The sequence below is a fragment of the Citricoccus parietis genome, from assembly GCF_042433045.1.
Taxonomy (GTDB): Bacteria; Actinomycetota; Actinomycetes; order Actinomycetales; family Micrococcaceae; genus Citricoccus; species Citricoccus parietis.
Genome location: NZ_JBHLWH010000032.1, coordinates 32,195 through 53,352, shown reverse-complemented (window position 1 = coordinate 53,352; position 21,158 = coordinate 32,195). Strand labels below are relative to the sequence as shown.

The window sequence follows — 21,158 nt, the reverse complement described above, 5'->3', positions numbered from 1 at the left end:
CCTACACGAGTCCGCTGTCCGGGACCTCCAGGCCCAGCAATGCGTTCTCCACGACCTCGCTCAGGGCGGGGTGGATCCAGTACTGGCCGCGCGCCAGGGTATGGGCGTCCACACCGAAGCTCATGGCCTGCACCAGCAGCTGGATGAGGTTCGGGGCCTCATGGCCGATGAGGTGCGCCCCGATCAGTTGCCCGCTCTGACGGTCGGCGATGAGCTTGCACAGGCCGGTGGTGTCCTCCATGGCCCAGCCATAGGCCACGTCACCGTACTCCTGCACCTTGACGCTGATGCGCTCACGGCCGTACTCGGCCACCGCCTGGGCCTCGGTCAGCCCGGCCGAGCCGATCTGCGGTCTCGTGAACACGGCGGAGGGAACCGGGCCGAGCGTGTTCGCCCTCAGGTCATCCGGATGTTCCAGGTTGTGGGAGACGATCCGCTGATCGTGGTTGGCCACGTGCTTGAGCTGGTGCTCACTGGAGATGTCCCCCAGCGCCCACAGCCCCGGAACCGGCACTCCGCCAGAGAGCAGCCGCTGGTACTCGTCCACCACCAGCCGGCCGTCGCCGTGCACGTCCAGGCCGGCGGAGGCCGGGTCCAGCCGGTCGGTGTTCGGCGTCCGCCCCTGGGCCACGAGGACCGCCTCGGCGTCGATCACCATCGTGGCGCCCTCCGGCCCCTCGAGATGAACCGCCACCCACCCGGACTCCGCCTCCTCGATCCGGGACAGGGTCCAACCGGTCTCGAGCCGCCATTGCCGGGAGGCCAGCTCGGTGAACCGCTCCGAGATCGTCTCATCATGGGTGCGCAGCAACTGCGAGGACCTGTTGACCTGGACGACCGAGGAGCCGAGACCGGAGAAGACCGCCGCGAACTCGGCGGCAATGAACCCTCCGCCGAGCACCACCAGTGTCTCAGGCAGTTTCGGCAGCCGCATGATCGAATCCGAGGTGTGCACCTGCGGCAGGTCGATGCCCGGGACGTCCGGCCGCACCGGCCGTGATCCCGCGGCCACCACGATGGTCTCCGATTCCAGGATCCGCCCGCTTGCCGTCGCCAGCTGGTGGGTGCCGGTGAACCGGCTCTCCTCGGTGATGACGGTGGTGTGGTCGAGCTCCTGGTCGCGGTACCGGAAGCCTCCCGCAGAGATCGCGTCGATCCGGGAGAAGATGCGGTCCCGGATCCCGGCCCAGTCCGTCGACCCGAGCTCCAGGTCCACGCCCAGCCGTCCGGACTCTGCTGGGACGGCCGCCAGGGAGGCCGGGTAGGCGAACATCTTCGTGGGGATACAGCCGACGTTGAGGCAGGTGCCACCGAAGACGCCGGCGTCGATGATCGCCACCCGCCGGCCGTCCCAGTAGGGGGTGACCAGCGAGTTGCCGGAGCCGGAGCCGATGATGATCAGGTCGAACGATGAGGTGGTGTCGGTGCCCATGGTCCCAGCCTACGGTCCACGGGCACCGTCCCCGGCCTGATCTCGCCCGACGTCGCCGGTGTCAGCCCACGACGAGGAGCAGGTCGCCACCCTCCACCGGGGTGGTCCCGCTCAGCACCACGCGGGACACGGTCCCGCCGGCCTGGGCCGTGATGGCCGCCTCCATCTTCATGGCCTCGATGGTGGCCACGGTGGCGCCGGCCTCCACCGCATCGCCCTCGGCGACGTTGACCGTCACGACCCCGGCGAACGGCGCAGCGACATGACCGGTGGCCGCGGGGTCCGCCTTCTCGGCGGCACGGGCCGTCGATTCCACGGAGCGGTCCCGGACCGTGATCTGGCGCGCCTGCCCGTTGAGGGTCACCATGACGGGCCGCAGGCCCTTGGCATCGGGCTCGCCGATCGCCTGGAGCGTGGCCAGCAGGCGGACGCCTTTGCCCAGGGAGATGACGTGCTCCTGCCCCGTCACCATCCCGTAGAGCCAATCGCGGGTGTGGAGTACCGAGGTGTCTCCGAACTCGTCCCGGTTGGCCTCGAACTCCTGCGTGGGGCCCGGGAACAGGAGCCGGTTGAGCGTCGCCTGGCGTGGGGCGCCGGGCTCGGCCAACGACGCGCGGTCCTCAGCTGAGAGCTCGGCCTCCGGACGGCGCTGGCCCCGGTTCTGCAGGGCCCGGCTGCGGAACGGTTCCGGCCAGCCTCCGGGCGGGTCTCCCAGCTCACCGGACAGGAAGCCGATCACGGAGTCCGGGACATCGAAGTCCTGCGGGTTCTCGGCGAAGGCGACGGGGTCCACGTCCATGCCGACCAGCTGGAGGGCGAGGTCGCCGACCACCTTGGAGCTGGGCGTGACCTTGACGATGTTCCCCAGCATCGCGTTGGCCGCCTCGTACATCTTCTCGATCTGCTCGAACCGGTCCCCCAGTCCCAGGGCGATCGCCTGCTGGCGCAGGTTGGAGAGCTGGCCGCCGGGGATCTCGTGGCGGTACACGCGGCCGGTGGGTGCCGAGAGCCCGGATTCGAAGGGACGGTAGATCTCCCGGATCGTCTCCCAGTACGGCTCGAGTCCCGCGGCGTGGTCCAGTCCCAGTCCGGTGTCCCGCTCCCCGTGCTCCAGGGCGGCGACGAGGGCTGACATCGGGACCTGGCTCGTGGTGCCGGCCATGGATGCCACGGCGGTGTCCACCGCGTCGACCCCGGCCTCGGCCGCGGCGAGCAGGGTCGCCAGCTGGCCACCGGCGGTGTCGTGCGTGTGCAGGTGCACCGGCAGGTCGAACTCGCTGCGCAGGGCACCGACCAGTTCCTTGGCGGCCTGGGGTCGCAGCAGTCCGGCCATGTCCTTGATGGCCAGGACGTGCGCGCCGGCATCCACCATCTGCCGGGCGAGCCCCAGGTAGTAGTCGAGCGTGTACAGCTCCTCGGCCGGATCCAGCAGGTTGCCCGTGTAGCACAGGGCCGCCTCCGCGACGGCGGTCCCGGTGGCCCGGACAGCCTCGATGGCGGGCGCGATCTGGCCGACGTCGTTCAGGGCGTCGAAGATGCGGAAGATGTCCACGCCGGTGTCCGCGGCCTCCTGCACGAAGGCGTTGGTCACCTCGACCGGGTACGGCGTGTAACCCACCGTGTTGCGGCCGCGCAGCAGCATCTGCAACGGGATGTTCGGCAGCTCCTCCCGCAGCAGCCGCAACCGGGCCCACGGGTCCTCGGCCAGGAAACGCAGCGCGACGTCATAGGTGGCCCCGCCCCATGCCTCGACGGAGAGCAGTCCCGGCAGGGTGTGGGCGACGGCTGGCGCGGCAGCCAGCAGGTCCCGCGTACGGACCCTCGTGGCCAGCAGCGACTGGTGGGCGTCGCGGAAGGTGGTGTCCGTGACGGCCAGTTCGGTGCGGGAACGCAGCTCCGCGGCGAAGCCCTCAGGCCCCTTCTCCAGCAGCACCTGGCGCCATCCGGCCGGTGGCTGGATGGACGACGGGCCGTCAAAGGGGCTGCGGTCCGGCTCCTCGGACTTGTCCCCGGGGAAACGAGGCAGCTTGTCCCGGGGATCGATCCCGTCCACCCGCGGACCGTGCGGCTGGTTCACGGTGACGTCGGCCAGGTACTGCAGGGCCTTGGAACCGCGGTTCTGGCTGCGGTTCACCTGGGCCAGCTCCGGGTGGGTGTCGATGAAGTCGGTGGCCACGTCCCCGGCAACGAAGGTCGGGTCGTCCAGCACGTTCATCAGGAAGGGGATGTTGGTGGCGACGCCACGCACGCGGAACTCGGCCAGGGCGCGCCGGGTGCGGCGCACCGCCGTCGGGTAGTCGCGGCCGCGGCAGCTGAGCTTGACGAGCATCGAGTCGAAGTGCGGGCTGATCTCGGCGCCGGTGTAGATGGTGCCGCCGTCCAGCCGGACGCCGGAGCCGCCGGCCGAGCGGTAGGCGGTGATGGTGCCGGTGTCCGGCCGGAAGCCGTTCGACGGATCTTCGGTGGTGATGCGGCACTGCATCGCGGCCCCACGGATCCGCAGGTCCTCCTGGTGGATGCCGAGATCCTGCAGGCTGTGCCCCGCCGCGATCCGCAGCTGGGAGGCCACGAGGTCCACGTCCGTGATCTCCTCGGTGACCGTGTGCTCCACCTGGATGCGGGGGTTCATCTCGATGAACACGTGCTGTCCGGCCCGTTCGCCGGCGGTGTCCACGAGGAACTCAACGGTGCCGGCGTTGACGTAGTCCATGGCCCGGGCGAACTTCACCGCGTCGGCGTACAGCGCCTGCCGGATGGACTCGTCCAGGTTCGGGGCCGGAGCGATCTCGATGACCTTCTGGTGGCGCCGCTGCATGGAGCAGTCTCGTTCGAAGAGGTGGACCGTCTCCCCCGTCGCGTCGGCCAGCACCTGGACCTCGATGTGCCGGGGCCGCAGGACGGCCTGCTCCAGGAACATCGTGGGATCACCGAAGGCGGTCTCTGCCTCGCGCATGGCCGCGTTCAGGGCGTCCGGCAGGTCGGCCGGGGTCTCGACCCGGCGCATGCCACGGCCGCCGCCGCCGGCAACGGCCTTGACGAAGATCGGGAAGCCGATGTCCTCGGCCTGGGAGACGAGCCAGTCCACGTCCGAACTCGGCTCCGAGGACTTCAGCGTCGGGATCCCGGCGGCCTTGGCCGCGCGCAGGGCCTCGACCTTGTTGCCCGTCAGCTCGAGGACGTCGGCCGGTGGACCGACGAAGGCGATGCCCGCCTCCTCGCAGGCGCGGGCCAGCCCGGCGTTCTCGGACAGGAACCCATACCCGGGGTAGATGGCGTCACAGCCGGATTCCGTGGCCACCCGGATGATCTCGTCCACATCCAGGTAGGCGCGGATCGGGTGGCCTTCCTCACCGATGCGGTAGGCCTCGTCCGCCTTCTGCCGGTGGATGGAGTTCCGGTCTTCATAGGGGAACACCGCCACCGTGCGTGCACCCAGCTCGTAGCAGGCGCGGAAGGCGCGCACGGCAATCTCGCCTCGGTTGGCCACCAGCACTTTGGTGAACATGCCATCGGTCGTCCTAGGGGACATGGGACCTCCTCGGTGGTCGGCGGATCCGCCGGCCGACGTTATCGCGCTGGTCGCGCTCGGGTGAATCACCTCGTTGTGGTTCACATCACGCGCCAGTTTTGCACACGACGTAGCCCAGCCCCTATGACGCCCGTCACACGGGCACCGGCACTAGACTAGAGGCTGGTCCCTCAGCCATTCATCGGTCAAGGTCCCACTTTGCCTACCGTGCCCCACCACAGTCAGGATTCCCACGCCGTGCAGATCATCTCCATTTCCAGCCTCAAGGGCGGGGTCGGCAAGACCTCGGTCACCCTCGGACTGGCCTCCGCGGCGCGGGCCCAGGGCATTCCCACCCTGGTGGTGGACATGGACCCCCATGCCGATGCCACCACAGGGCTCGGCGTCAAGCAGGGCCAGGACATCCAGGGCAGAGACGACATCGGCACCCTGCTGGACCGTCCCCGGCGGGTGAACCTGTCCGACCACGTCATCGCCTCCGGCTGGCCCGACCTCACGGCGGGGGCTGCCGAGACCGGCATCCCGGGAGGGACCAAGGTCCTCGACGTGGTGCGCGGCTCGTCCCGAACGTCCCTCTTCGAGCGACCCACCACCCGGTTGCGCGAACTTCGGCGGCTGAGCACCCTGCTGGAGTCCGTGACCAAATACGCCCTGGTGCTGGTCGACTGCCCGCCCGCCCTGAACGGCGTCACTCGCATGGCCTGGGCAGCCTCCACGGACGTACTGCTGGTGGCAGAGCCCAGCCTGTTCTCCGTGGCCGGCACGGAGCGGACCCTGCGGGCCCTTGATCTGTTCCGGAAGGAGTATGCCCAGGGAGTCCATTCCACCGGGGTGGTCGCCAACCGGGTGCGCCCGGCCAGCACGGAGCACCAGTTCCGCCTGGGTGAGATGGAGCGCATGTATGGCGACCGCCTGCTCCCGGTCGCCATTCCCGAACAAGGCAATTGGCAGCAGATCCAGGGCGCCGCCTGGCCGGTGCACGCCTGGCCCGGGGAAACGGCGGCCCAGTCGGCCGAGCTCTTCGAGGAGCTGCTCTCCGCGCTGCACCGGCCGCAGGGCCGCCGCAGTCAACGCCGGCACTGAAGCAGCAGTCGCCGGTCCATGGCCGAAGCCCCCAGGGAGCCGTCTCCGGAACGGCACGGAATGACCAACAGGACCCGTGCACGACGACGGCCCCGTACCTCTCTCAGAGAGGTGCGGGGCCGTCGTCGGTCCCCTCCTGTGCGGGCGCCCTCCACCTGTGGGCGGCGCCCGCTGCGCGCGAAGAGGAGCTGAGCGTCGTGGGGCTCAGGAGGCAGACTTGCGGCGCGTGCGCCGCTGGGACAGTTCGTCACCGGGGAATTCTTCGGGGGTGCCCGCATGGAGCTGCTCGGACGGCAGCTCGGCCAGCGAGCCCTCGACCTCGCGCCACACGCGGCCCACGGCGATGCCGAACACGCCCTGGCCGCCCTGGACCAGGTCGATCACCTCATCGGCAGACATGCACTCGTAGACCGAGGCGCCGTCGCTCATGAGGGTGATCTGTGCCAGGTCGTCCACGCCGCGCTCACGCAGGTGTTCCACGGCCGAGCGGATCTGCTGCAGGGAGACCCCGGTGTCCAGCAGTCGCTTGACGACCTTCAGCACGAGGATGTCACGGAAGGAATAGAGCCGCTGGGTGCCAGATCCGCTGGCGCCCCGAACGGTGGGGACCACCAGGCCGGTGCGTGCCCAGTAGTCGAGCTGACGGTAGGTGATGCCGGCGGCCTTGCACGCGGTCGGACCGCGGTAGCCGGCGCCCTCGTCAAGGACGGGTAGGTCTTCGGTGAACAGCATGCCCTGCGCAGGGGTGCGCGGGGGTGACTTGTGATGCGCATCCGGGGACTGCCCGGCCTCGCCCTTCGGACTCACTGGAACCCTCCTGGTCATGGTTCCACACTGGGGAAGGAAGTGCCCGGCGGTCCGGATCGGCGATCAGTTCCGGGCATCGGCCCGACACCAAACCACCGATCGGTGCGATTGAACCGATAGGCAATGTGGAACCTCTGGACATGACGCTATGCCCGGATGGGTCCACGGTCAAAGACCTCGTGCATTCTTCCCCGTGCGTGTCGCCGCGCCGCCGGTGGTCAGGCACGGGTTGACGGACCTCCGGCCACGCCTGGCGACCGCGCGAATCCGGGGTGGATCCGGCGATCAGGACTGGCTGGAACCGCCGTCGGCGAAGTCCTCCGGGTCCACGTTGTCCAGGAACTCCCGGAACCGGTTGAGTTCCGCATCACGCTCCGCAGCCCCGGTGACCCCGGTGACGGCCTCATCCACCCCGTCTTCGGAGTCCTCGTCTACGTCTTCGGCCTGCTCAGGGTCCACCCCGGCCGCCTCCAGCACCTCGGCCGCGCAGAGCACCGGCGCCTCGGCACGCAGCGCGCAAGCGATGGCGTCCGACGCACGGGCGTCCACCCGCGCGCCGTTGTCCAGGATCAGCTCGGCATGGAAGACGGCATCCTCGACCGATCCGATGCGCACCGATTCAAGAGCGGTGCCCGTGGCTGAGAGGACCTCGATCAACAGGTCGTGCGTCATGGGACGCGGCGGGGTGAGCCCCTGCTGCCACAAAGCGATGGCGCTGGCCTCCGGTGCCCCGATCCAGATGGGAACAAGGGTGCCCGTGCCGGGATCCTGGAGGAGGACCAAGGGCTGGTTCCCGGGCAGCTCGACACGCACGCCCAGCACCGTCATCTCGACATCCGGCAGGTTCATGCGCGCACCCTCACGTGTCCAGGTCGGCCACGGCTGCCGCCACGAGGGCGCTGTGCAGCCCCAGGCAGGCCTCGCTGAGCTCCCGCGCGGCGTCGGCCATCCGGGCGTTGGCAGCGGCGTCCTTACGGGTGGCCAGTGAGGCCGTGGCCCGTTCGATGAGGCCGAGCTCGCGGTCCGCCGCAGCCCGGAAGGGACGAAGGTGGCGCGGCTCCAGTCCATGGGCGGCCAGTACGACGGCGGATCGCGTCGCCTTGAGGGCGTGCTCGGAATAGCGCCCGTTCTCATCCGGCGACACCATGCCGAACTGCTCCAGGGAGTCCAGCAGCTGCGTGGTGGCCCCGGAGATTCCCTGCAACTCGGCCCGGGTGAGCGGGCGGGTGTGCCCGGCCAGCTCCTGGGCCAGCTGGTCGGACACCGAGCGCGGGGTCAGGGTGAGCCCCCCGGGCAGGGATTCAGGGTGCTCACCGCGGTCCACGGCATCGAGGTAGTCCTTGATGACCTTCAGGGGGAGGTACTGGTCCCGCTGCAGGGCGAGGATGAAGCGCAACCGGTCCACGTCGGCATCGGTGTATTTGCGGTAGCCCGCGGAGGTGCGGCGGGGCGTGATGAGCCCCTTCTCCTCGAGGAAGCGGATCTTCGAGGCGCTGACCTGCGGAAAGTCACCCTTCAGCTCTGCCAGCACCTCACCGATGTTCATGACGGCGCGGTTGCCCCCGGTCGCGGCGGCGGATGCGGCGGAAAGGGGGCGGCGGGAAGCTGCTGCGCTCACGGATGTCCTCGGTCGTTGCTCGAAGTGGCGGTCGTCGTCAGGGCGGGCCGGCCCTCTCAGGCCGGTTGACTCAGACGGCGGGGCGCTGGGTGCCGGCGTAGAACGTGAGCCGGAACTTGCCGATCTGCACTTCCATCCCGGAACGCAGGGCCACGGAATCGACCCGGTCGTGGTTCACATAGGTCCCGTTCAAGGAGCCGGAGTCCACGATCACGAAGCCCTCGCCGGAGCGGCGGAACTCGGCATGCTTCCGCGACACGGTGACGTCATCGAGGAAGATGTCGGCGTTGGGGTGCCGGCCGGCCATCGTCGAGTCCTGGTCCAGGAGGAACCGCGCACCCTGGTTGGGTCCGGCATGGGCCACCAGGAGTGCCGAGCCGACGGGCAGGGCGTTGATGGCCGCGCGGTCCTCCGCCTCGAGCGAGCGGTCCGGCGACGAGCCAAGATCGGGCAGGCCGATGCTGGTGGTCAGCGCCTCCGGCTCGGTACCCGTGTTCCGGCCGTCCGGTTGCTGGGTCCCGTCCTGTGACATGGCTCCTCCGAGGATGTGTCCGACCGATCGCGGCGAACCCGATGGTCGTGGTGGCTTCGTGACCTGACTAGCCTACCTGCTGGCGGTAACCCTCCGCATCGAGCAGGGCTTCAACCTGTGCGGGGTCCGAGACGGTCATCTCCAGGAGCCAGCCGTCCCCGTACGGATCGGCGTTCACCTTGGCCGGATCCGCGTCCAGGGTCTCATTGCGGGCCGTGACGGTACCGGAGACCGGCGCGAAGAGGTCGCTGACGGACTTGGTGGACTCCACCTCGCCGACCGTGGAGTCTGCGGTGATCTCCGCGCCGACCTCGGGCAGGTCGACGTAGACCACGTCACCGAGCGCGTCCTGGGCGAAGTCGGTGATGCCGATGCGGACGACGCCGTCGGCGTCCGGCCCGGAGACCCATTCGTGTTCGGCGCTGTAGCGAAGCCCATCGGGGATATTGCTCATAGTTCCTCCAGATCACAGGTGTGAGGTCCGGCCCGTGCAGGCCTCGCGGTACACAGACGACACTACTGGCCTCCGCGGCGGGGTGCCAATGCCGCAGGAGGCGGACTCCCGACGGCGGCCAGCACCTCGACGACCCGGCCCCGCTCCGGCGCGGACACCGGTTCCAGGATCCGCTCCTGGACCCGTTCCACGGCGGGCCAGAGCTCGTCGACGAGCGCCCGGCCCACCGTGGTCAGGGAGACCATGCGGGAGCGGCGGTCGTCCGGGTCGGGGCGCCGCTCCGTCCAGCCCCGGGCCTCGAGCCGCCGCAGTACGTCAGAGCCACTGGACCGGTCGAGAGCGGCCAGTCCGGCCACGGCTCCTTGACCCGTGGGACCGGACGTGACCAGGACCAGCAGGACGGCGAACTGCGGGCCGGTGATGATGCCGCCCAGCTCGTCGGCCCACAACACCGTGTGCCGTTGCTGGGCCAGCCGGATCAGGTGGCCGGGACGGAGGTCCTCCTCCCGGTGGCGCACCTCGTGTCGGCCGGAATCGCCGGACGTTCCCGCCGCGCCGTGATGATTCGAGAGGTCTACCAGGCGGCGCCCGAGCCAGGCACGATCGGCTGCAGCAAGGGGTGCCATCAGCCGCTCCTGCACTGCGCGGACCGCCGGCGTCAATCCCTCCAAGGCCACCGCGGCGGGCACGGGCAGGGTGATGACATGCCGCCGCGCATCGGCGGGATCACGCTCCCGCCGCAGCCACCCCTGCTCCTCCAGGCGGCGGATCACCCCGGCCACCGTGGTCCGGTCCAGCCCCGCGGCCCGACCCACGGAAAGCTGGTCCAGGGGCCGCTCGGCTGCGGCGACGGTGAACAGCACCGAGTACTGCGGCGATGTCAGCAACCCGCCCACGGCGTCCACCCAGAGCGCGTTGTGCACCTGGTGGCATCGGCGCAGCTGATGCCCCACGAGGGCCCTCGAATCCATGCAGATCTCCCTTGATGTTCAGTACACGGATGAAGCGTTCAGCCCAGTCTACTGTGGTTCAAGTCACCAGTGTGCGCTATGCTCGGGACAGAATCGTGCAGTACACGGATGATCTGGCTGATGTTGGAGAAGGAGTCCCATGCAATACCACCTGGACGGCTACCGCTACGGAGATCCCACGATCGAGCCGGCAGCGCCCGGCCGTGACGAGGGGCAGGGTCCCCTGCCGGAGGAGGTCGATGTCCTGATCGTCGGCACCGGCCCGGCCGGCACCGTTCTGGCAGCGCAGCTGGCCGAGTTCCCGGAGATCACCACCCGCGTGGTGGAGCGCCGCCAGGGGCCGCTGCCCGTGGGTCAGGCCGATGGGGTCTCCTGCCGCACCGTGGAGATGTTCGACGCCTTCGGCCTGGCCACCACGCTGTTGGACGAGGCCTACTGGGTCAACGAGACCACGTTCTGGTCCCCGTCCTCCCAGGATCGCGCGGGCATCACCCGCACCGGCCAGATCCAGGACGTCGCGGACGGGCTCAGCGAGTATCCGCACGTGATCGTCAACCAGGCCCGCATGCAGGAGATGCTCCTGGCCAAGGCGTCGAAGTCCGCCTCCCGGCTGGAGGTCGACTACGGGTTCAAGGCCCTCGGCGTGGACATCCCGGAGGATCCCGAGGCACGGGTGACGGTCACCCTGGAGGTGACCGACCAGGACGGCAAGGGCACCGGAACCACCCGCACCGTCCGGGCCCGCTACGTGGTCGGATGCGACGGTGCCCGCTCGGTCATCCGCACCTCGATCGGACGGTCCCTGCACGGCGACGCCCAGAACCACGCCTGGGGCGTCATGGACATCCTCCCGGTCACCGACTTCCCGGACGTCCGCAAGAAGGCCGTCATGCAGTCCGCGTCCGGCTCCCTGCTCCAGATCCCACGCGAGGGCGGGAACCTGGTGCGCTACTACGTGGACCTCGGCGACCTCCCCGAGGGTGACCGCAGCGTCCGCGAGCGCACCACCTTCGAGGACATCCTCGCGGCCGCCCAGAGGGCACTGCACCCGTACACGCTGGACGCCAAGGACGTGGCCTGGTGGAGCGTGTACGAGGTCGGTCAGCGGGTGACGGACGGGTTCGACGACGTGCCGGCAGAAAGCGTCGGAGCCCTGGACCCGCGGGTGTTCATCGCCGGGGACGCCTGTCACACGCACTCCGCCAAGGCGGGGCAGGGCATGAACGTGTCCATGCAAGACACCTACAACCTGGGCTGGAAGCTGGCCGCCGTGCTGCAGGGCCGCTCACCGAAGTCGTTGCTGGCCACCTACTCCGGCGAGCGTCAGAAGATCGCCCGGGAACTCATCGACTTCGACAAGCGCTGGTCCAAGATGATCGGTTCCAAGGTCTCCGACCCGAACGACCCGGAGTCCGGAGGCGTCGCCGCGAACGACGTCGAGGCGCACTTCGTGGCCGGCGGGAAGTTCACCGCGGGACTGTCCACGGTGTATGAGCGCTCCCTCCTGACAGGGGGAACGGAGCATCAGGGTCTGGCCCCCGGGTTCGAGGTCGGCACCCGGTTCCACTCGGCTCCGGTCATCCGTGTGGCGGATGCGAAGCCGGAGCAGCTGGGCCACGTGCACGAGGCGGACGGCCGCTGGCGCCTGTACGCCTTCGGTGACGCACCTGCAGTCGGGTCAGAGGACTCGGCCCTCGGCGCGCTGCTGGAGTTCCTGGACACCTCCGAGCAGTCCCCGGTCCGCCGGTTCACCCCGTCCGGGGCCCCGGACGACGCCGTGTTCGATGTCCGGGCGATCCTCCAGCAGGAGCACCATTCCGTGGACCTGAACGCCCTGCCGCCGTTCCTCCTCCCGGCCAAGGGCAGGTTCGGCCTGCGCGACTACGAGAAGGTCTTCTCCTCCGAGAGGACCAATGGTCACCTGCTCGGCACGGTGCCCGGCATCCAGGTCACCCAGGACATCTACGACCTGCGTGGCATCGACCGTGAGCGGGGCGCCCTCGTGGTCGTCCGCCCGGACCAGTACGTGGCACAGGTCCTCCCGCTGGGAGCCCACACCGAGCTGGCGGACTTCTTTGCCGCGTTCATGATCGATCAGGGCGTCGAAAAGGGCTGAACCTGAGGGGCGGGGCCCGGTGGACAGGGTTCTCAGTCCTCCGGGTCCGTCCCGGCCACGTAGGCCGCCTGGCCCACGTGCTGCAGGGCGTCGGCATAGACGCTGACCAACCGCACCGCACGGGTGACCGGCGGGTCCCACTGACGGTCGATCACCTCGGCGAGGTCCTCTTCCGTCAGCGACCCCAGGTAGTCCAGGGACTGTTCGGTCACGGCCGCCAGGTACTCGCGCAGCACCTCCTTGTCCTGGACGACGACGGCGCGCGCCGTGTCCTCCGACTGGCCGTAGCCATGCTCCTCGGCCGGCACGTCCGGGCCGAACCGTTCCACCCAGCCCTGGGCGGTCCACAGCTGCTCCTGTCCGCCCAGGTGGGCCACCTGGGCATCGATCTCACGGCCGGAGTGCCACAGCAGCCAGGCAATGGAGTTGGGGTGGCCGCCCGGGTGGGCGTTCACGTTGGAGGGGCCGATGCGGTCCCAGACCAGGTCCAGCTCATCGAGGGGGCGGCGGGCGAGTTCCTGCAACACGGCGATCGAGTTCATGGCCCCAGTGTGCACCCTCCACCCGCGTCATCTCCACCGTGCCCGTCGGCGTGCACCACCACATCGGGGGACGGCCCAGCTGGTGTACTTTTGTGGCCTCGTGGGTACCGTGTCCCCATGAGTATCGACATACCCTCCGCTGAAGACTTCGCCGAACTCACGCAGCATCGCCATCCCGCGAGCGTGACCGTGTATGTTGCCCCGTCCGGTTCGAGCGAGAGTCGATCGCCGATCGGCAGGAATCCCGAAGCAGCCCAGTTGTCCTTGCGCGCGGCCGTGGGTGAGGGCGTCGCCCAGCTGGCTGCCGCCGAGGTCCCCGCCGAGGACCTGGACCGGATCACGGCCGCCGTGGACCAGCTCGTGGACGACCGGGACTTCTGGTCCACCCAGGCACGCTCTCTCGCCGTCTTCGTCTCACCGCTGGGGTTGCGGGCGTTCCGGCTCATGAACAACCTCCGCGCCCATTCTGGAGTCGGCGACCGTTTCGACGCGGGGCCGTTGATCCGGGCGACCACCTTCGCCCACAGTGGGTTCGTGCTGGCCTTGACGAAGGGCTCGGTCCGCCTGCTGGTGCTGGAGTCGGACGCCTCCTGCCATGAGGTGGAACTGACCGGGCTGCCGGAGGACCTCGGCCTGGAGTTGCAGACGGCGGACAACGAGGGCCGGATGGACCGTCAGCGGGCGGACGGCGCCCTGCGGCCCAAGATCCAGCGCCGCGACTACTGCTCCACCGTGCAGGAGGCGGTCCTGCGCCAGATCAACGGCTCGAGCCACCCGCTGGTGCTGGCGGCCAGCCCCGATCTCGAACCGGCCTACCGGGAGATCAACACCTACCGGCGGCTGGTGGAGGAGGGCATCACGGCCAACCCGGCCTCCCTGGGTCCGGACGACCTCGCCCGCCGGGGACGCGACGTCCTGGACCGCAACTACGCCGCCCAGCTCGCCGACTGGAGGGAACAGTTCGGCACCCTCCGCGCCCATGGCCGGGCCAGTGCGAAGCTCCGCGAGATCGCCAAGGCGGCCACGGCCGGCCAGGTGGACGTCCTCCTGTTCGACCTCACGGCGGAACGTGAGGGCACGATCGACGAATACGGCAACGTCACCCCCGCCGACGAGCCGAGCGCTCACACCTATGGGCTGGCGGACGAGGTCGCGGCCCGCGTCCTGCGCACCGGCGGCACGGTCAAGGCGGTCCGCGGGGCGGATCTTCCCGACGGCGCCCGGATCGCCGCGACGTTCCGTTCGGCTTCCTGAGGGAACCGGGCCCCGACGGTTCCCCAGCGAGTGGCGACGCTCAGGTACTGTCCATCAAGCCGGCGTCGCGGGCCACGAGTGCGGCCTGGGTGCGTGACTGGACACCGAGCTTGGCCAGCACCCGGGAGACATGGGTCTTCGCCGTGGCCTCGGAGATGCCCAGCTCGCGCGCCAGCTGACTGTTGGAGGCGCCCGCCCCGAGCTGGGTGAGGACATCGCGTTCCCGCACCGTGAGGTGTTCCAGCTGCGCAGCGGCCTGGCCGTCCTCGGCCGGGCTGACCCGGGCACCGGCGGTGGCGAGTTCCCGGAACACGCGCCGGGTCACCTCCGGGGCCACCACCCCCTCCCCGGCGGCCACCCGCCGCACGGCGGACACCAGCTCCGTGGCCTCGGCCGTCTTCAGGAGGAATCCGGCCGCGCCGGCACGGATCGCGGACAGGACCACCTCGTCCTCGTCGAAGGTCGTCAGGACCAGCACGGCGGCGGTGCCCTCGGACACGATCTCCCGGGTGGCGGCCACACCGTCCACCACCGGCATCCGGACATCCATCAGCACCACGTCCGGGCGCAGGGCCCGGGCGTTGACGACTGCCGCCGCGCCATCGGAGGCCTCCCCCACCACCTCGATCCCCTCGGCCCGCTCGAGGAGGGCCTTCAGACCGGAGCGCACGGTGCCGTGGTCATCGGCCAGCACGACCCTGATGCTCATGCCGCGGACTCCGAAGATTCCGAGGACCCTGCCGACTCCACGGGCACCTCGGCGCGGATCCGCCATCGGCCGTCGGCCCGCGTGATCTGCACCGTTCCGCCCACGGCCCGCAGCCGCTCACGCATGGAGGACAGGCCGATGCCAGGACCGGCCCCGCCGGAGGCCGATGGCTCGAGGGGAGGGGCCGGCGTCGGGTTCTCGATGTCCAGGCGGACCACCGTGGGGAGGCCGGACAGTCGCAACCGGACGGCGCCGGTCCCATGTTTGGCGGCATTGGCCAGGCCCTCCTGGGCGAACCGCAGCAGCGCTTGGCCCACGGCGGGTCCGACCTCGACCGGCTGCAGCTCGGCGGACACCTCCACCCCGGCGGCCTCGGTGCGTTGGAGCAATCCGGGGAGGGCGTCCAGCCCGTCCCTCACCTGCAGGTCCAGTGGTTCGCCGGGTTGGTGCAGCAGCCCGATCATGGTGCGCATCTCGTCCAGGGCCGCCAGCGATGCACTCCGGGTGTGCTGCAGGGCGCGGCGGTCCAGCTCGGCATCCGGTGCACCGGACAGGGCTGCCGCCGAGTGCAGGGCGATCCCGGACAGGTGTGCGGACACGGTGTCGTGGAGTTCACGGGCCATGGCGGTGCGTTCGCGGCGGACCGCCTCGGCCCGCTCCCGTTCCGCCTCGCGCCGTGCCGTCTCGGACCGTTCGCGTTCCCAGAGGGTGGCGGCACTGGCGCGGGCCGCCCGGTCGTCGCCATTGCGCACCTCCGCACCCCACCAGAACGGGATGGCGACGCCCGCGGTCAGGGTCAACGCCACGGGCAGGGCATACTGATCACCGCCAGGGAGGGTGGCCAGCACGGCCCACAGCACGATGACGGCCAGACCCGTCAACCCCATGGTCATCTGCCGCTGGCGTCGTTCGGCGCGACGGGCCACGGCGTAGGCAGTGTCGGTCCAGGCCAAGAAGACACCCAGGTGCAACCCCAGCGACGCGTCTGCCAGCGTGGCCACGGCGGCCAGGGCAAAACCGGCCACGGTATACCGGCGCTGGAGGACGATCGCCCCGCAGACCACCAGCAGTGGCACCATGTGCCACCCGGCGGAAACGGCGGCCGCAGGGACCAGGGGTGGGGTGATCTCCCAGGTCTCGCCGGACGCCAGCAGAGCTACTCCGACCGCCAGATACAACAACGGCGAGAGGGCGGCCAGTCGGGATCGGTTCACGGTCCCCATGCTAGACATCGCCGGGTGGGGGACGAGTCATCCGAAAGGGGTACCTCCCCGATCAGTCCTTTGGCGGACGACAGCCCGGGCCGGTCCGGGAAGGCTGGACGGCATGGACTCCTTGAACGTCATCGACCCGCTCTCCGGCGGACCACTGTTCGCCATCCTCGCCGTGCTCGCCCTGGTGGACAGCACCAGTTTCGGCACCCTGGCCATCCCCGTGTGGCTCCTGATGGCTCCCGGCAGGGTCCGGGTCGGCCGGATGCTGCTCTACCTGGGGACGATCACCCTGTTCTACTTCGTCGTCGGGCTCGCCGTGCTGCTGGGTGCCGGATGGATCGTGGAGAACCTGGGACAACTGATGGAATCCCGGCTCGCCATGGCGTTCGGGATGATCCTCGGGTTGGGGCTGTTCCTCTGGAGTTTCCGCCTGGACTCCCCCGCCGCCAAGGAGCGGGCACGGTCCGGCAACGGGCGTCTGGCGGCGTGGCGCCGGCGGGCCACCGGGCAGGAGCCGGGCGGGTTGGGCTCCCTGGTGGGTCTCGCCCTCGGGGCTGGACTGGTGGAGGTGGCCTCCATGCTGCCGTACCTGGCCGCCATCGGGCTGATCGCGGCCCAGGGACCCGGCTGGCCGGCGTCGCCGCTGTGGCTGGCGGGCTACTGCCTGGTGATGGTCCTGCCCGCGTTGGTGCTGCTCGCCGCGCGATGCGGCGCCGGGCGCCTGGTCGAGCGCCCGCTGGCGCGGCTGGATGCCTGGTTCGCCCGGCATGGGGCGAGCACGGCCGCCTGGGTGGTGGGCGCCGTCGGCGTGGTGCTGGTGCTGAACACCGCACCGGCCGTGCTCTCGGCCGATGCGGTGTCCGATTCGGCGCCCGGTGGACTGCCCGCTGGGCTGTCCGCTGCCGTGATGGCCTACGGCTGGTGAGGCCCGCGGCAGAGCGGTCAACGGTCAGCGCTGAAGGGGGCTCTCCGGCCCTCCAGGCGCGTCTGAGGGTCTCAGTCGACGCCCTTCATGGCCTTGTGGATCGGCTTGGAGACCAACAGCATGAGGACGCCGATACCGATGGTCACGGCTCCGAGGACACCGAAGTAGGTGCCCTCGTTCTCGGCACTGTAGAACCCGGCCAGCGAGCCGGCCAAGGCGGTGCCCAGCGCGACGGACAGGTTGTACAGGGCCACCATCATCACCGGGAAGTTCACCGGGGCGAGCTTGGTGGACAGGGACAACCCCACCGGGGAGACCAGCAGCTCACCCATGGTCGCGGCGAAGAGGATCAGCGCGATCCACAGCACCGGGACGGCCGCGGTGCTCACCATCGGCAGGAACAGCAGGAACGCCGAGCCCATCAGGGCGATGCCCAGGGCGAACTTCACCGGGGTGTTCGGCTGCCGCTTGCCCAGACGGGTCCAGAGCCATGCGAACACCGGGGCGAAGAGGATGATGAAGACCGGGTTGATGGACTGCACCCACGGGATGGGCATCTCCCAGCCGAAGATCTCGCGGTCGAGCCGGGTGTCGGAGTACAGGGTGATCACGGTGAACTGCTGCTGGAACAGTGCGAAGAAGGCGGCCGAACCGATGAACAGCGGAATGAACGCGATGACGCGGGACCGCTCCACCCCGGTCACCTTCGAGGAGGCCAGGAGGTAGGCGAAGATGGCGACGGCGGCCGCGGCCGCAAGGATCGCCACGACGTCGGCCAGGTTGCCGGCGTGGACCACACCGGTCCCGAGCAGGACGCCCACGACCACCAGGGCGGCCGCGGCGATGGCGATCCACTTGGGGAACTGGCTGCGCGGCAGCGGATCCGGAACGGCGTGCACGTCCTCGGGGAGATCCTTCCGGCGGACCGAGTACTGCAGGAGGCCGATGCCCATGCCGAGCGCGGCGAGCCCGAAGCCGAGGTGGAAGCCCCAGCTCTGCTGGACCCAGCCGGTCACCAGCGGGCCGAAGAGCCCGCCGATGTTGACACCCATGTAGAAGATGGAGAAGCCGGCGTCACGGCGCGGGTCCTCGCGGGTGTAGAGGTGTCCCACGAGGTTGGCGACGTTGGCCTTGAGCCCGCCTGAGCCCACCGCCACCAGGAGCAGTCCGAGCACGAGTCCGGGGATGCCCGGCACGAGTGCGAGCGCGATGTGGCCGGCCATGATGAGCAGCGCGCTGTAGAACATGGCGCGCTCGGAGCCGATCAACCGGTCCGCCACCCAGCCGCCGAGGATGCAGAAGACGTAGACCATGCCGCCGTAGGCGCCCACGATGCCCGTGGCGATGCCCTCGTCGATCCCCAGACCGCCCTCGGTGGTCTGGAAGTACATGTAGATCAGCAGGATGCCCTGCATGCCGTAGAAGGAGAACCTCTCCCACATCTCGACGCTGAACAGGTTGGCCAGGGTGCCAGGCTGACCCAGGAAGGTCCGTCCCGAGGGGTTGCGGTCCACCGCGTTCGGCTCGGCGGTCCGGGTCTCGGTGACGTGCGTCAGGCCGGGGTCGCCGGTTCCACCCAGGTCATGGGGCTCGTTTGAGGAGGGTCTTTTCACCCGTATACCGTGCTCCTGTTTGCCCGTCATTGCAAATCCCGGCACGTCCGGGCCGTTCCGGGCGTACGGTGGGGTCATCCTGCAAGCGCGCAGGGTGGGGCTTCTCGACCGCGCCGCCCGTCATGCTGTCGATGCGAAAGGACCGTGATGACGCAGAACTTCTCCGTGGGCGACCACGTGAGCTGGAACTCCGAGGCCGGACAGGTCTCCGGGACGATCACGAAGGTGCATACTGCGGACTTCCAGTACAAGGGGCACACCCGCCGGGCCTCGAAGGACGATCCTCAGTACGAGATCCGTAGCGACAAGACCGACCATGTGGCCGCCCACAAGGGCGGGGCGCTGACAAAGCTGGCAAAGAAGAGCGGTTGAGCCGTTGGGCACGGCAGCAAGGCCCTTCTACACCGTCGGTCACTCCAATCGTCCCCTGGAGGAGTTCCTGGACATCTTGGAGTCGGCCGGAGTCGACCTCGTGGTGGACGTGCGCAAGCTGACGGGGTCCCGGCGGAATCCGCAGTTCAACGACGACGCCCTGGCTGACTCGATGCCCGCAGCGGGCATCGGCTACCAGAAGCTGGAGGCCCTCGCCGGGCGACGGAGGGTGTCCCACGAGACCCCCTTCGAGGTGAACGCCTTCTGGCAGAACCGCAGCTTCCACAACTACGCCGACCACGCGCTGACCGGCGGCTTCCGTGACGGCCTGGACACGCTCCGCGAGTGGGGTACGGCGCAGACGGTCACCGTGATGTGTTCCGAGGCCGTGTGGTGGCGGTGTCACCGCCGGTTGATCGCTGACCACCTGCTCGCGCGAGGGGAACAGGTCTTGCACCTGATGGGACCGGAGAAGGTGACGCCGGCAGAGATGACGGCCGGCGCCGTCGTCGGCCCCGGGGAGGGGAACGTCACCTATCCGGCCCGGTGATCGGCCCCCTCACCGGACGCCGCCAGGGCATACTCGACCGAGACGCGCCGGTAGACGGGCGTGAGGAACGCCAGGGCGGCGGCCACCACCATGATGAGCCCGGCCAGGAGGAAGACCAGCGCGATACCGCGGGCTGTGCCCTCCCCGAGCAATGGTGCCAGGACGGCGGCACCGGCCTCGCTGCGGGCATAGGGGATGATCCACACCTCGGCGAGCGGCGCGACCACCAGTGCGGTGACCGGGGCGGCGGACGCCTCGAAGGCCAGGGCAAAACCAAACACACGGCCCTGCCGCTCGAGCGGGACCACGCGTTGGATGACGGTCTGCTCGGCGGCCTCCACCGCCGGGATCAGGCACATGTACAGCCAGATGCCCACGACGTACAACCACCCCCATTCGCGCAGGGTGAAGGTGGCCCCGATCAGGCCCATGACCATGACCACCACCAGCATGGTGCGCAGAGGGTTGCGACCCAGGCCGAACTTTCCGATCACGGCACCACCGATGATGAACCCGGTGGAGGCCAGGGCGAAGACCAGACCCCACGCCTCCACACTGAACAGTTCGAGGCCGTAGGGGTCCATCAGGGCCATGTAGACGCCGCCGATGAAGTTGTTGAAGGTGCTGAACAGGATTAGGGCGAAGAGGCCGGACACGGCCATCACCCCCCGCCAGGACCCGGCCAGGTCGAACCCGCCATGGGCATCGGAGAGTACGGGGACCGTCTCCTCCGGAAGGCGGACCGTCAACAGGTGCAGGTACGCCGCAGCCGTCAGCACCAGCGCGATGACCACGGTCGGCCCCATGCCGAGCAGCCCGATGGACAGCCCGGAGAGCACGGACGTGACCATGAAGGCGATGCCCTGCACCATGCCGACCAGGCCGTTGGCGTTCGCCCGGCGCTCATCCTCGATCAGGATGGTGACCGTGGTGGACAGGGCGACGTTGCGCAGGTTCTCCACCACGGCCCCGATGAGCACCAGCAGGGCGAAGACCCAGAACCAGGGCCCGTCCAACCGGGCGATCTGGTCCGCGGGAGCCAGGAGGAACACCGCGCCCGCAGCCAGGAACATCGCCAGGGTGAACAGGGCCGCCAGGCGCATCAGGTCGAGTTTTCGGTAGCGGTCCACCAGCGTGCCGAAGCTGATGGAGGATCCGGCGAGCAGCAGCATGTAGACCCCGCCGGTCACGCCGGTCGCGATGACATTGCGGGTCTCGAGGTAGATCCAGAACGTCAGTCCGAACCAGAGGTAGCTGGTGGTCAGGTTGGCCACGGCCGTGTTCGCGAGGATCTGGGCAAAGGTGCGCCCGCGTTCTCGGGCGGGGCGCGTGAGCTGATCCACCCGTAGAGCGTAGGCCCGGCCCGGACCACAGCGGTAGGCGCGGATGACGGCGGCCGCCGGGAGTTTGCGGGCACTGGCACTGGCACCCGCGACC

At 69.6% G+C, this 21,158-nt stretch carries 19 protein-coding genes; 6 read left to right on the top strand and 13 right to left on the bottom strand.

What is annotated here, in order from left to right:
• Position 1 precedes the first annotated feature (1 nt).
• A complete protein-coding gene (locus tag ACFFIO_RS11870; RefSeq protein ID WP_378042024.1) occupies positions 2-1,432 on the bottom strand; it encodes a mycothione reductase in 1,431 nt (476 codons plus the stop codon).
• A gap of 61 nt (positions 1,433-1,493) precedes the next feature.
• On the bottom strand, positions 1,494-4,937 hold the full coding sequence (locus tag ACFFIO_RS11865; RefSeq protein WP_378042204.1) for a pyruvate carboxylase: 3,444 nt from the start codon (positions 4,935-4,937) through the stop codon (positions 1,494-1,496).
• Positions 4,938-5,198: 261 nt separating this feature from the next.
• Here ACFFIO_RS11865 and ACFFIO_RS11860 point away from each other — a divergent pair, with 261 nt between their 5' ends.
• Positions 5,199-6,044 (top strand): ParA family protein, encoded by an 846-nt coding sequence (locus ACFFIO_RS11860; RefSeq protein WP_378042023.1) that lies wholly within the window; start codon positions 5,199-5,201, stop codon positions 6,042-6,044.
• 204 nt (positions 6,045-6,248) lie between these two features.
• On the opposite strand, the gene ACFFIO_RS11855 is transcribed toward ACFFIO_RS11860, so the two are convergent.
• The 6 genes from ACFFIO_RS11855 to ACFFIO_RS11830 all read right to left on the bottom strand — a co-directional run bounded on the left by ACFFIO_RS11855 (position 6,249) and on the right by ACFFIO_RS11830 (position 10,426).
• Entirely contained in the window at positions 6,249-6,851 is a 603-nt protein-coding gene (locus ACFFIO_RS11855) for a MerR family transcriptional regulator (protein ID WP_378042022.1), read from the bottom strand.
• A gap of 285 nt (positions 6,852-7,136) precedes the next feature.
• On the bottom strand, positions 7,137-7,700 hold the full coding sequence (locus ACFFIO_RS11850) for a bifunctional nuclease family protein (RefSeq protein WP_378042020.1): 564 nt from the start codon (positions 7,698-7,700) through the stop codon (positions 7,137-7,139).
• A gap of 10 nt (positions 7,701-7,710) precedes the next feature.
• On the bottom strand, positions 7,711-8,397 hold the full coding sequence (gene ftsR / locus ACFFIO_RS11845) for a transcriptional regulator FtsR (RefSeq protein ID WP_159554902.1): 687 nt from the start codon (positions 8,395-8,397) through the stop codon (positions 7,711-7,713).
• Positions 8,398-8,539: 142 nt separating this feature from the next.
• Positions 8,540-9,001 carry an FHA domain-containing protein gene (locus ACFFIO_RS11840; protein WP_159551403.1) on the bottom strand — a complete coding sequence of 154 codons (462 nt, stop codon included), beginning with the start codon at positions 8,999-9,001 and terminating at the stop codon, positions 8,540-8,542.
• A 67-nt stretch (positions 9,002-9,068) separates the two neighbouring features.
• On the bottom strand, positions 9,069-9,455 hold the full coding sequence (gene gcvH / locus ACFFIO_RS11835) for a glycine cleavage system protein GcvH (protein WP_378042019.1): 387 nt from the start codon (positions 9,453-9,455) through the stop codon (positions 9,069-9,071).
• Between the two features lie 62 nt (positions 9,456-9,517).
• Positions 9,518-10,426 carry a MarR family winged helix-turn-helix transcriptional regulator gene (locus ACFFIO_RS11830; RefSeq protein ID WP_378042018.1) on the bottom strand — a complete coding sequence of 303 codons (909 nt, stop codon included), beginning with the start codon at positions 10,424-10,426 and terminating at the stop codon, positions 9,518-9,520.
• 139 nt (positions 10,427-10,565) lie between these two features.
• Between ACFFIO_RS11830 and ACFFIO_RS11825 the strand changes: the two genes are divergently transcribed.
• Entirely contained in the window at positions 10,566-12,542 is a 1,977-nt protein-coding gene (locus tag ACFFIO_RS11825) for an FAD-dependent monooxygenase (RefSeq protein WP_378042017.1), read from the top strand.
• 32 nt (positions 12,543-12,574) lie between these two features.
• Here ACFFIO_RS11825 and ACFFIO_RS11820 read toward each other — a convergent pair whose 3' ends face one another.
• Entirely contained in the window at positions 12,575-13,084 is a 510-nt protein-coding gene (locus tag ACFFIO_RS11820; protein WP_378042016.1) for a mycothiol transferase, read from the bottom strand.
• A gap of 117 nt (positions 13,085-13,201) precedes the next feature.
• On the opposite strand from ACFFIO_RS11820, the gene ACFFIO_RS11815 reads away from it, so the two are divergent.
• Positions 13,202-14,338, top strand: a complete 1,137-nt coding sequence (locus ACFFIO_RS11815; RefSeq protein ID WP_378042015.1) for a baeRF11 domain-containing protein — start codon at positions 13,202-13,204, stop codon at positions 14,336-14,338.
• A gap of 40 nt (positions 14,339-14,378) precedes the next feature.
• On the opposite strand, the gene ACFFIO_RS11810 is transcribed toward ACFFIO_RS11815, so the two are convergent.
• Together ACFFIO_RS11810 and ACFFIO_RS11805 are read right to left on the bottom strand one after the other, a co-directional pair.
• Entirely contained in the window at positions 14,379-15,047 is a 669-nt protein-coding gene (locus ACFFIO_RS11810) for a response regulator (RefSeq protein WP_378042014.1), read from the bottom strand.
• On the bottom strand, positions 15,044-16,261 hold the full coding sequence (locus tag ACFFIO_RS11805; protein WP_378042012.1) for a sensor histidine kinase: 1,218 nt from the start codon (positions 16,259-16,261) through the stop codon (positions 15,044-15,046). Before ACFFIO_RS11805 ends, ACFFIO_RS11810 begins: the two co-directional genes overlap by 4 nt.
• Before the next feature lie 112 nt (positions 16,262-16,373).
• On the opposite strand from ACFFIO_RS11805, the gene ACFFIO_RS11800 reads away from it, so the two are divergent.
• Entirely contained in the window at positions 16,374-17,186 is an 813-nt protein-coding gene (locus tag ACFFIO_RS11800; protein WP_378042011.1) for a GAP family protein, read from the top strand.
• A gap of 71 nt (positions 17,187-17,257) precedes the next feature.
• Here ACFFIO_RS11800 and ACFFIO_RS11795 read toward each other — a convergent pair whose 3' ends face one another.
• Positions 17,258-18,829: a peptide MFS transporter gene (locus ACFFIO_RS11795; protein ID WP_378042009.1), complete on the bottom strand. Its 1,572-nt coding sequence runs from the start codon at positions 18,827-18,829 to the stop codon at positions 17,258-17,260.
• Positions 18,830-18,946: 117 nt separating this feature from the next.
• Here ACFFIO_RS11795 and ACFFIO_RS11790 point away from each other — a divergent pair, with 117 nt between their 5' ends.
• The gene (locus ACFFIO_RS11790; RefSeq protein ID WP_378042008.1) at positions 18,947-19,171 is read left to right on the top strand and encodes a hypervirulence associated TUDOR domain-containing protein; all 225 of its coding nucleotides are present in this window, start codon (positions 18,947-18,949) and stop codon (positions 19,169-19,171) included.
• A 4-nt stretch (positions 19,172-19,175) separates the two neighbouring features.
• The gene (locus ACFFIO_RS11785; protein WP_378042007.1) at positions 19,176-19,721 is read left to right on the top strand and encodes a DUF488 domain-containing protein; all 546 of its coding nucleotides are present in this window, start codon (positions 19,176-19,178) and stop codon (positions 19,719-19,721) included.
• On the opposite strand, the gene ACFFIO_RS11780 is transcribed toward ACFFIO_RS11785, so the two are convergent.
• Positions 19,706-21,064 carry an MFS transporter gene (locus tag ACFFIO_RS11780; RefSeq protein WP_378042006.1) on the bottom strand — a complete coding sequence of 453 codons (1,359 nt, stop codon included), beginning with the start codon at positions 21,062-21,064 and terminating at the stop codon, positions 19,706-19,708. The genes ACFFIO_RS11785 and ACFFIO_RS11780 overlap by 16 nt on opposite strands.
• Positions 21,065-21,158 lie beyond the last annotated feature (94 nt).

Bases quoted from the DNA above. Each gene is read 5' to 3' on its own strand.
- ACFFIO_RS11870 (WP_378042024.1), bottom strand. From the start codon at position 1,432: ATGGGCACCGACACCACCTCATCGTTCGACCTGATCATCATCGGCTCC.
- ACFFIO_RS11865 (WP_378042204.1), bottom strand. From the start codon at position 4,937: ATGTTCACCAAAGTGCTGGTGGCCAACCGAGGCGAGATTGCCGTGCGC.
- ACFFIO_RS11850 (WP_378042020.1), bottom strand. From the start codon at position 7,700: ATGAACCTGCCGGATGTCGAGATGACGGTGCTGGGCGTGCGTGTCGAG.
- ftsR (WP_159554902.1), bottom strand. From the start codon at position 8,397: ATGAACATCGGTGAGGTGCTGGCAGAGCTGAAGGGTGACTTTCCGCAG.
- ACFFIO_RS11840 (WP_159551403.1), bottom strand. From the start codon at position 9,001: ATGTCACAGGACGGGACCCAGCAACCGGACGGCCGGAACACGGGTACC.
- gcvH (WP_378042019.1), bottom strand. From the start codon at position 9,455: ATGAGCAATATCCCCGATGGGCTTCGCTACAGCGCCGAACACGAATGG.
- ACFFIO_RS11830 (WP_378042018.1), bottom strand. From the start codon at position 10,426: ATGGATTCGAGGGCCCTCGTGGGGCATCAGCTGCGCCGATGCCACCAG.
- ACFFIO_RS11825 (WP_378042017.1), top strand. From the start codon at position 10,566: ATGCAATACCACCTGGACGGCTACCGCTACGGAGATCCCACGATCGAG.
- ACFFIO_RS11820 (WP_378042016.1), bottom strand. From the start codon at position 13,084: ATGAACTCGATCGCCGTGTTGCAGGAACTCGCCCGCCGCCCCCTCGAT.
- ACFFIO_RS11815 (WP_378042015.1), top strand. From the start codon at position 13,202: ATGAGTATCGACATACCCTCCGCTGAAGACTTCGCCGAACTCACGCAG.
- ACFFIO_RS11810 (WP_378042014.1), bottom strand. From the start codon at position 15,047: ATGAGCATCAGGGTCGTGCTGGCCGATGACCACGGCACCGTGCGCTCC.
- ACFFIO_RS11800 (WP_378042011.1), top strand. From the start codon at position 16,374: ATGGACTCCTTGAACGTCATCGACCCGCTCTCCGGCGGACCACTGTTC.
- ACFFIO_RS11795 (WP_378042009.1), bottom strand. From the start codon at position 18,829: ATGACGGGCAAACAGGAGCACGGTATACGGGTGAAAAGACCCTCCTCA.
- ACFFIO_RS11790 (WP_378042008.1), top strand. From the start codon at position 18,947: ATGACGCAGAACTTCTCCGTGGGCGACCACGTGAGCTGGAACTCCGAG.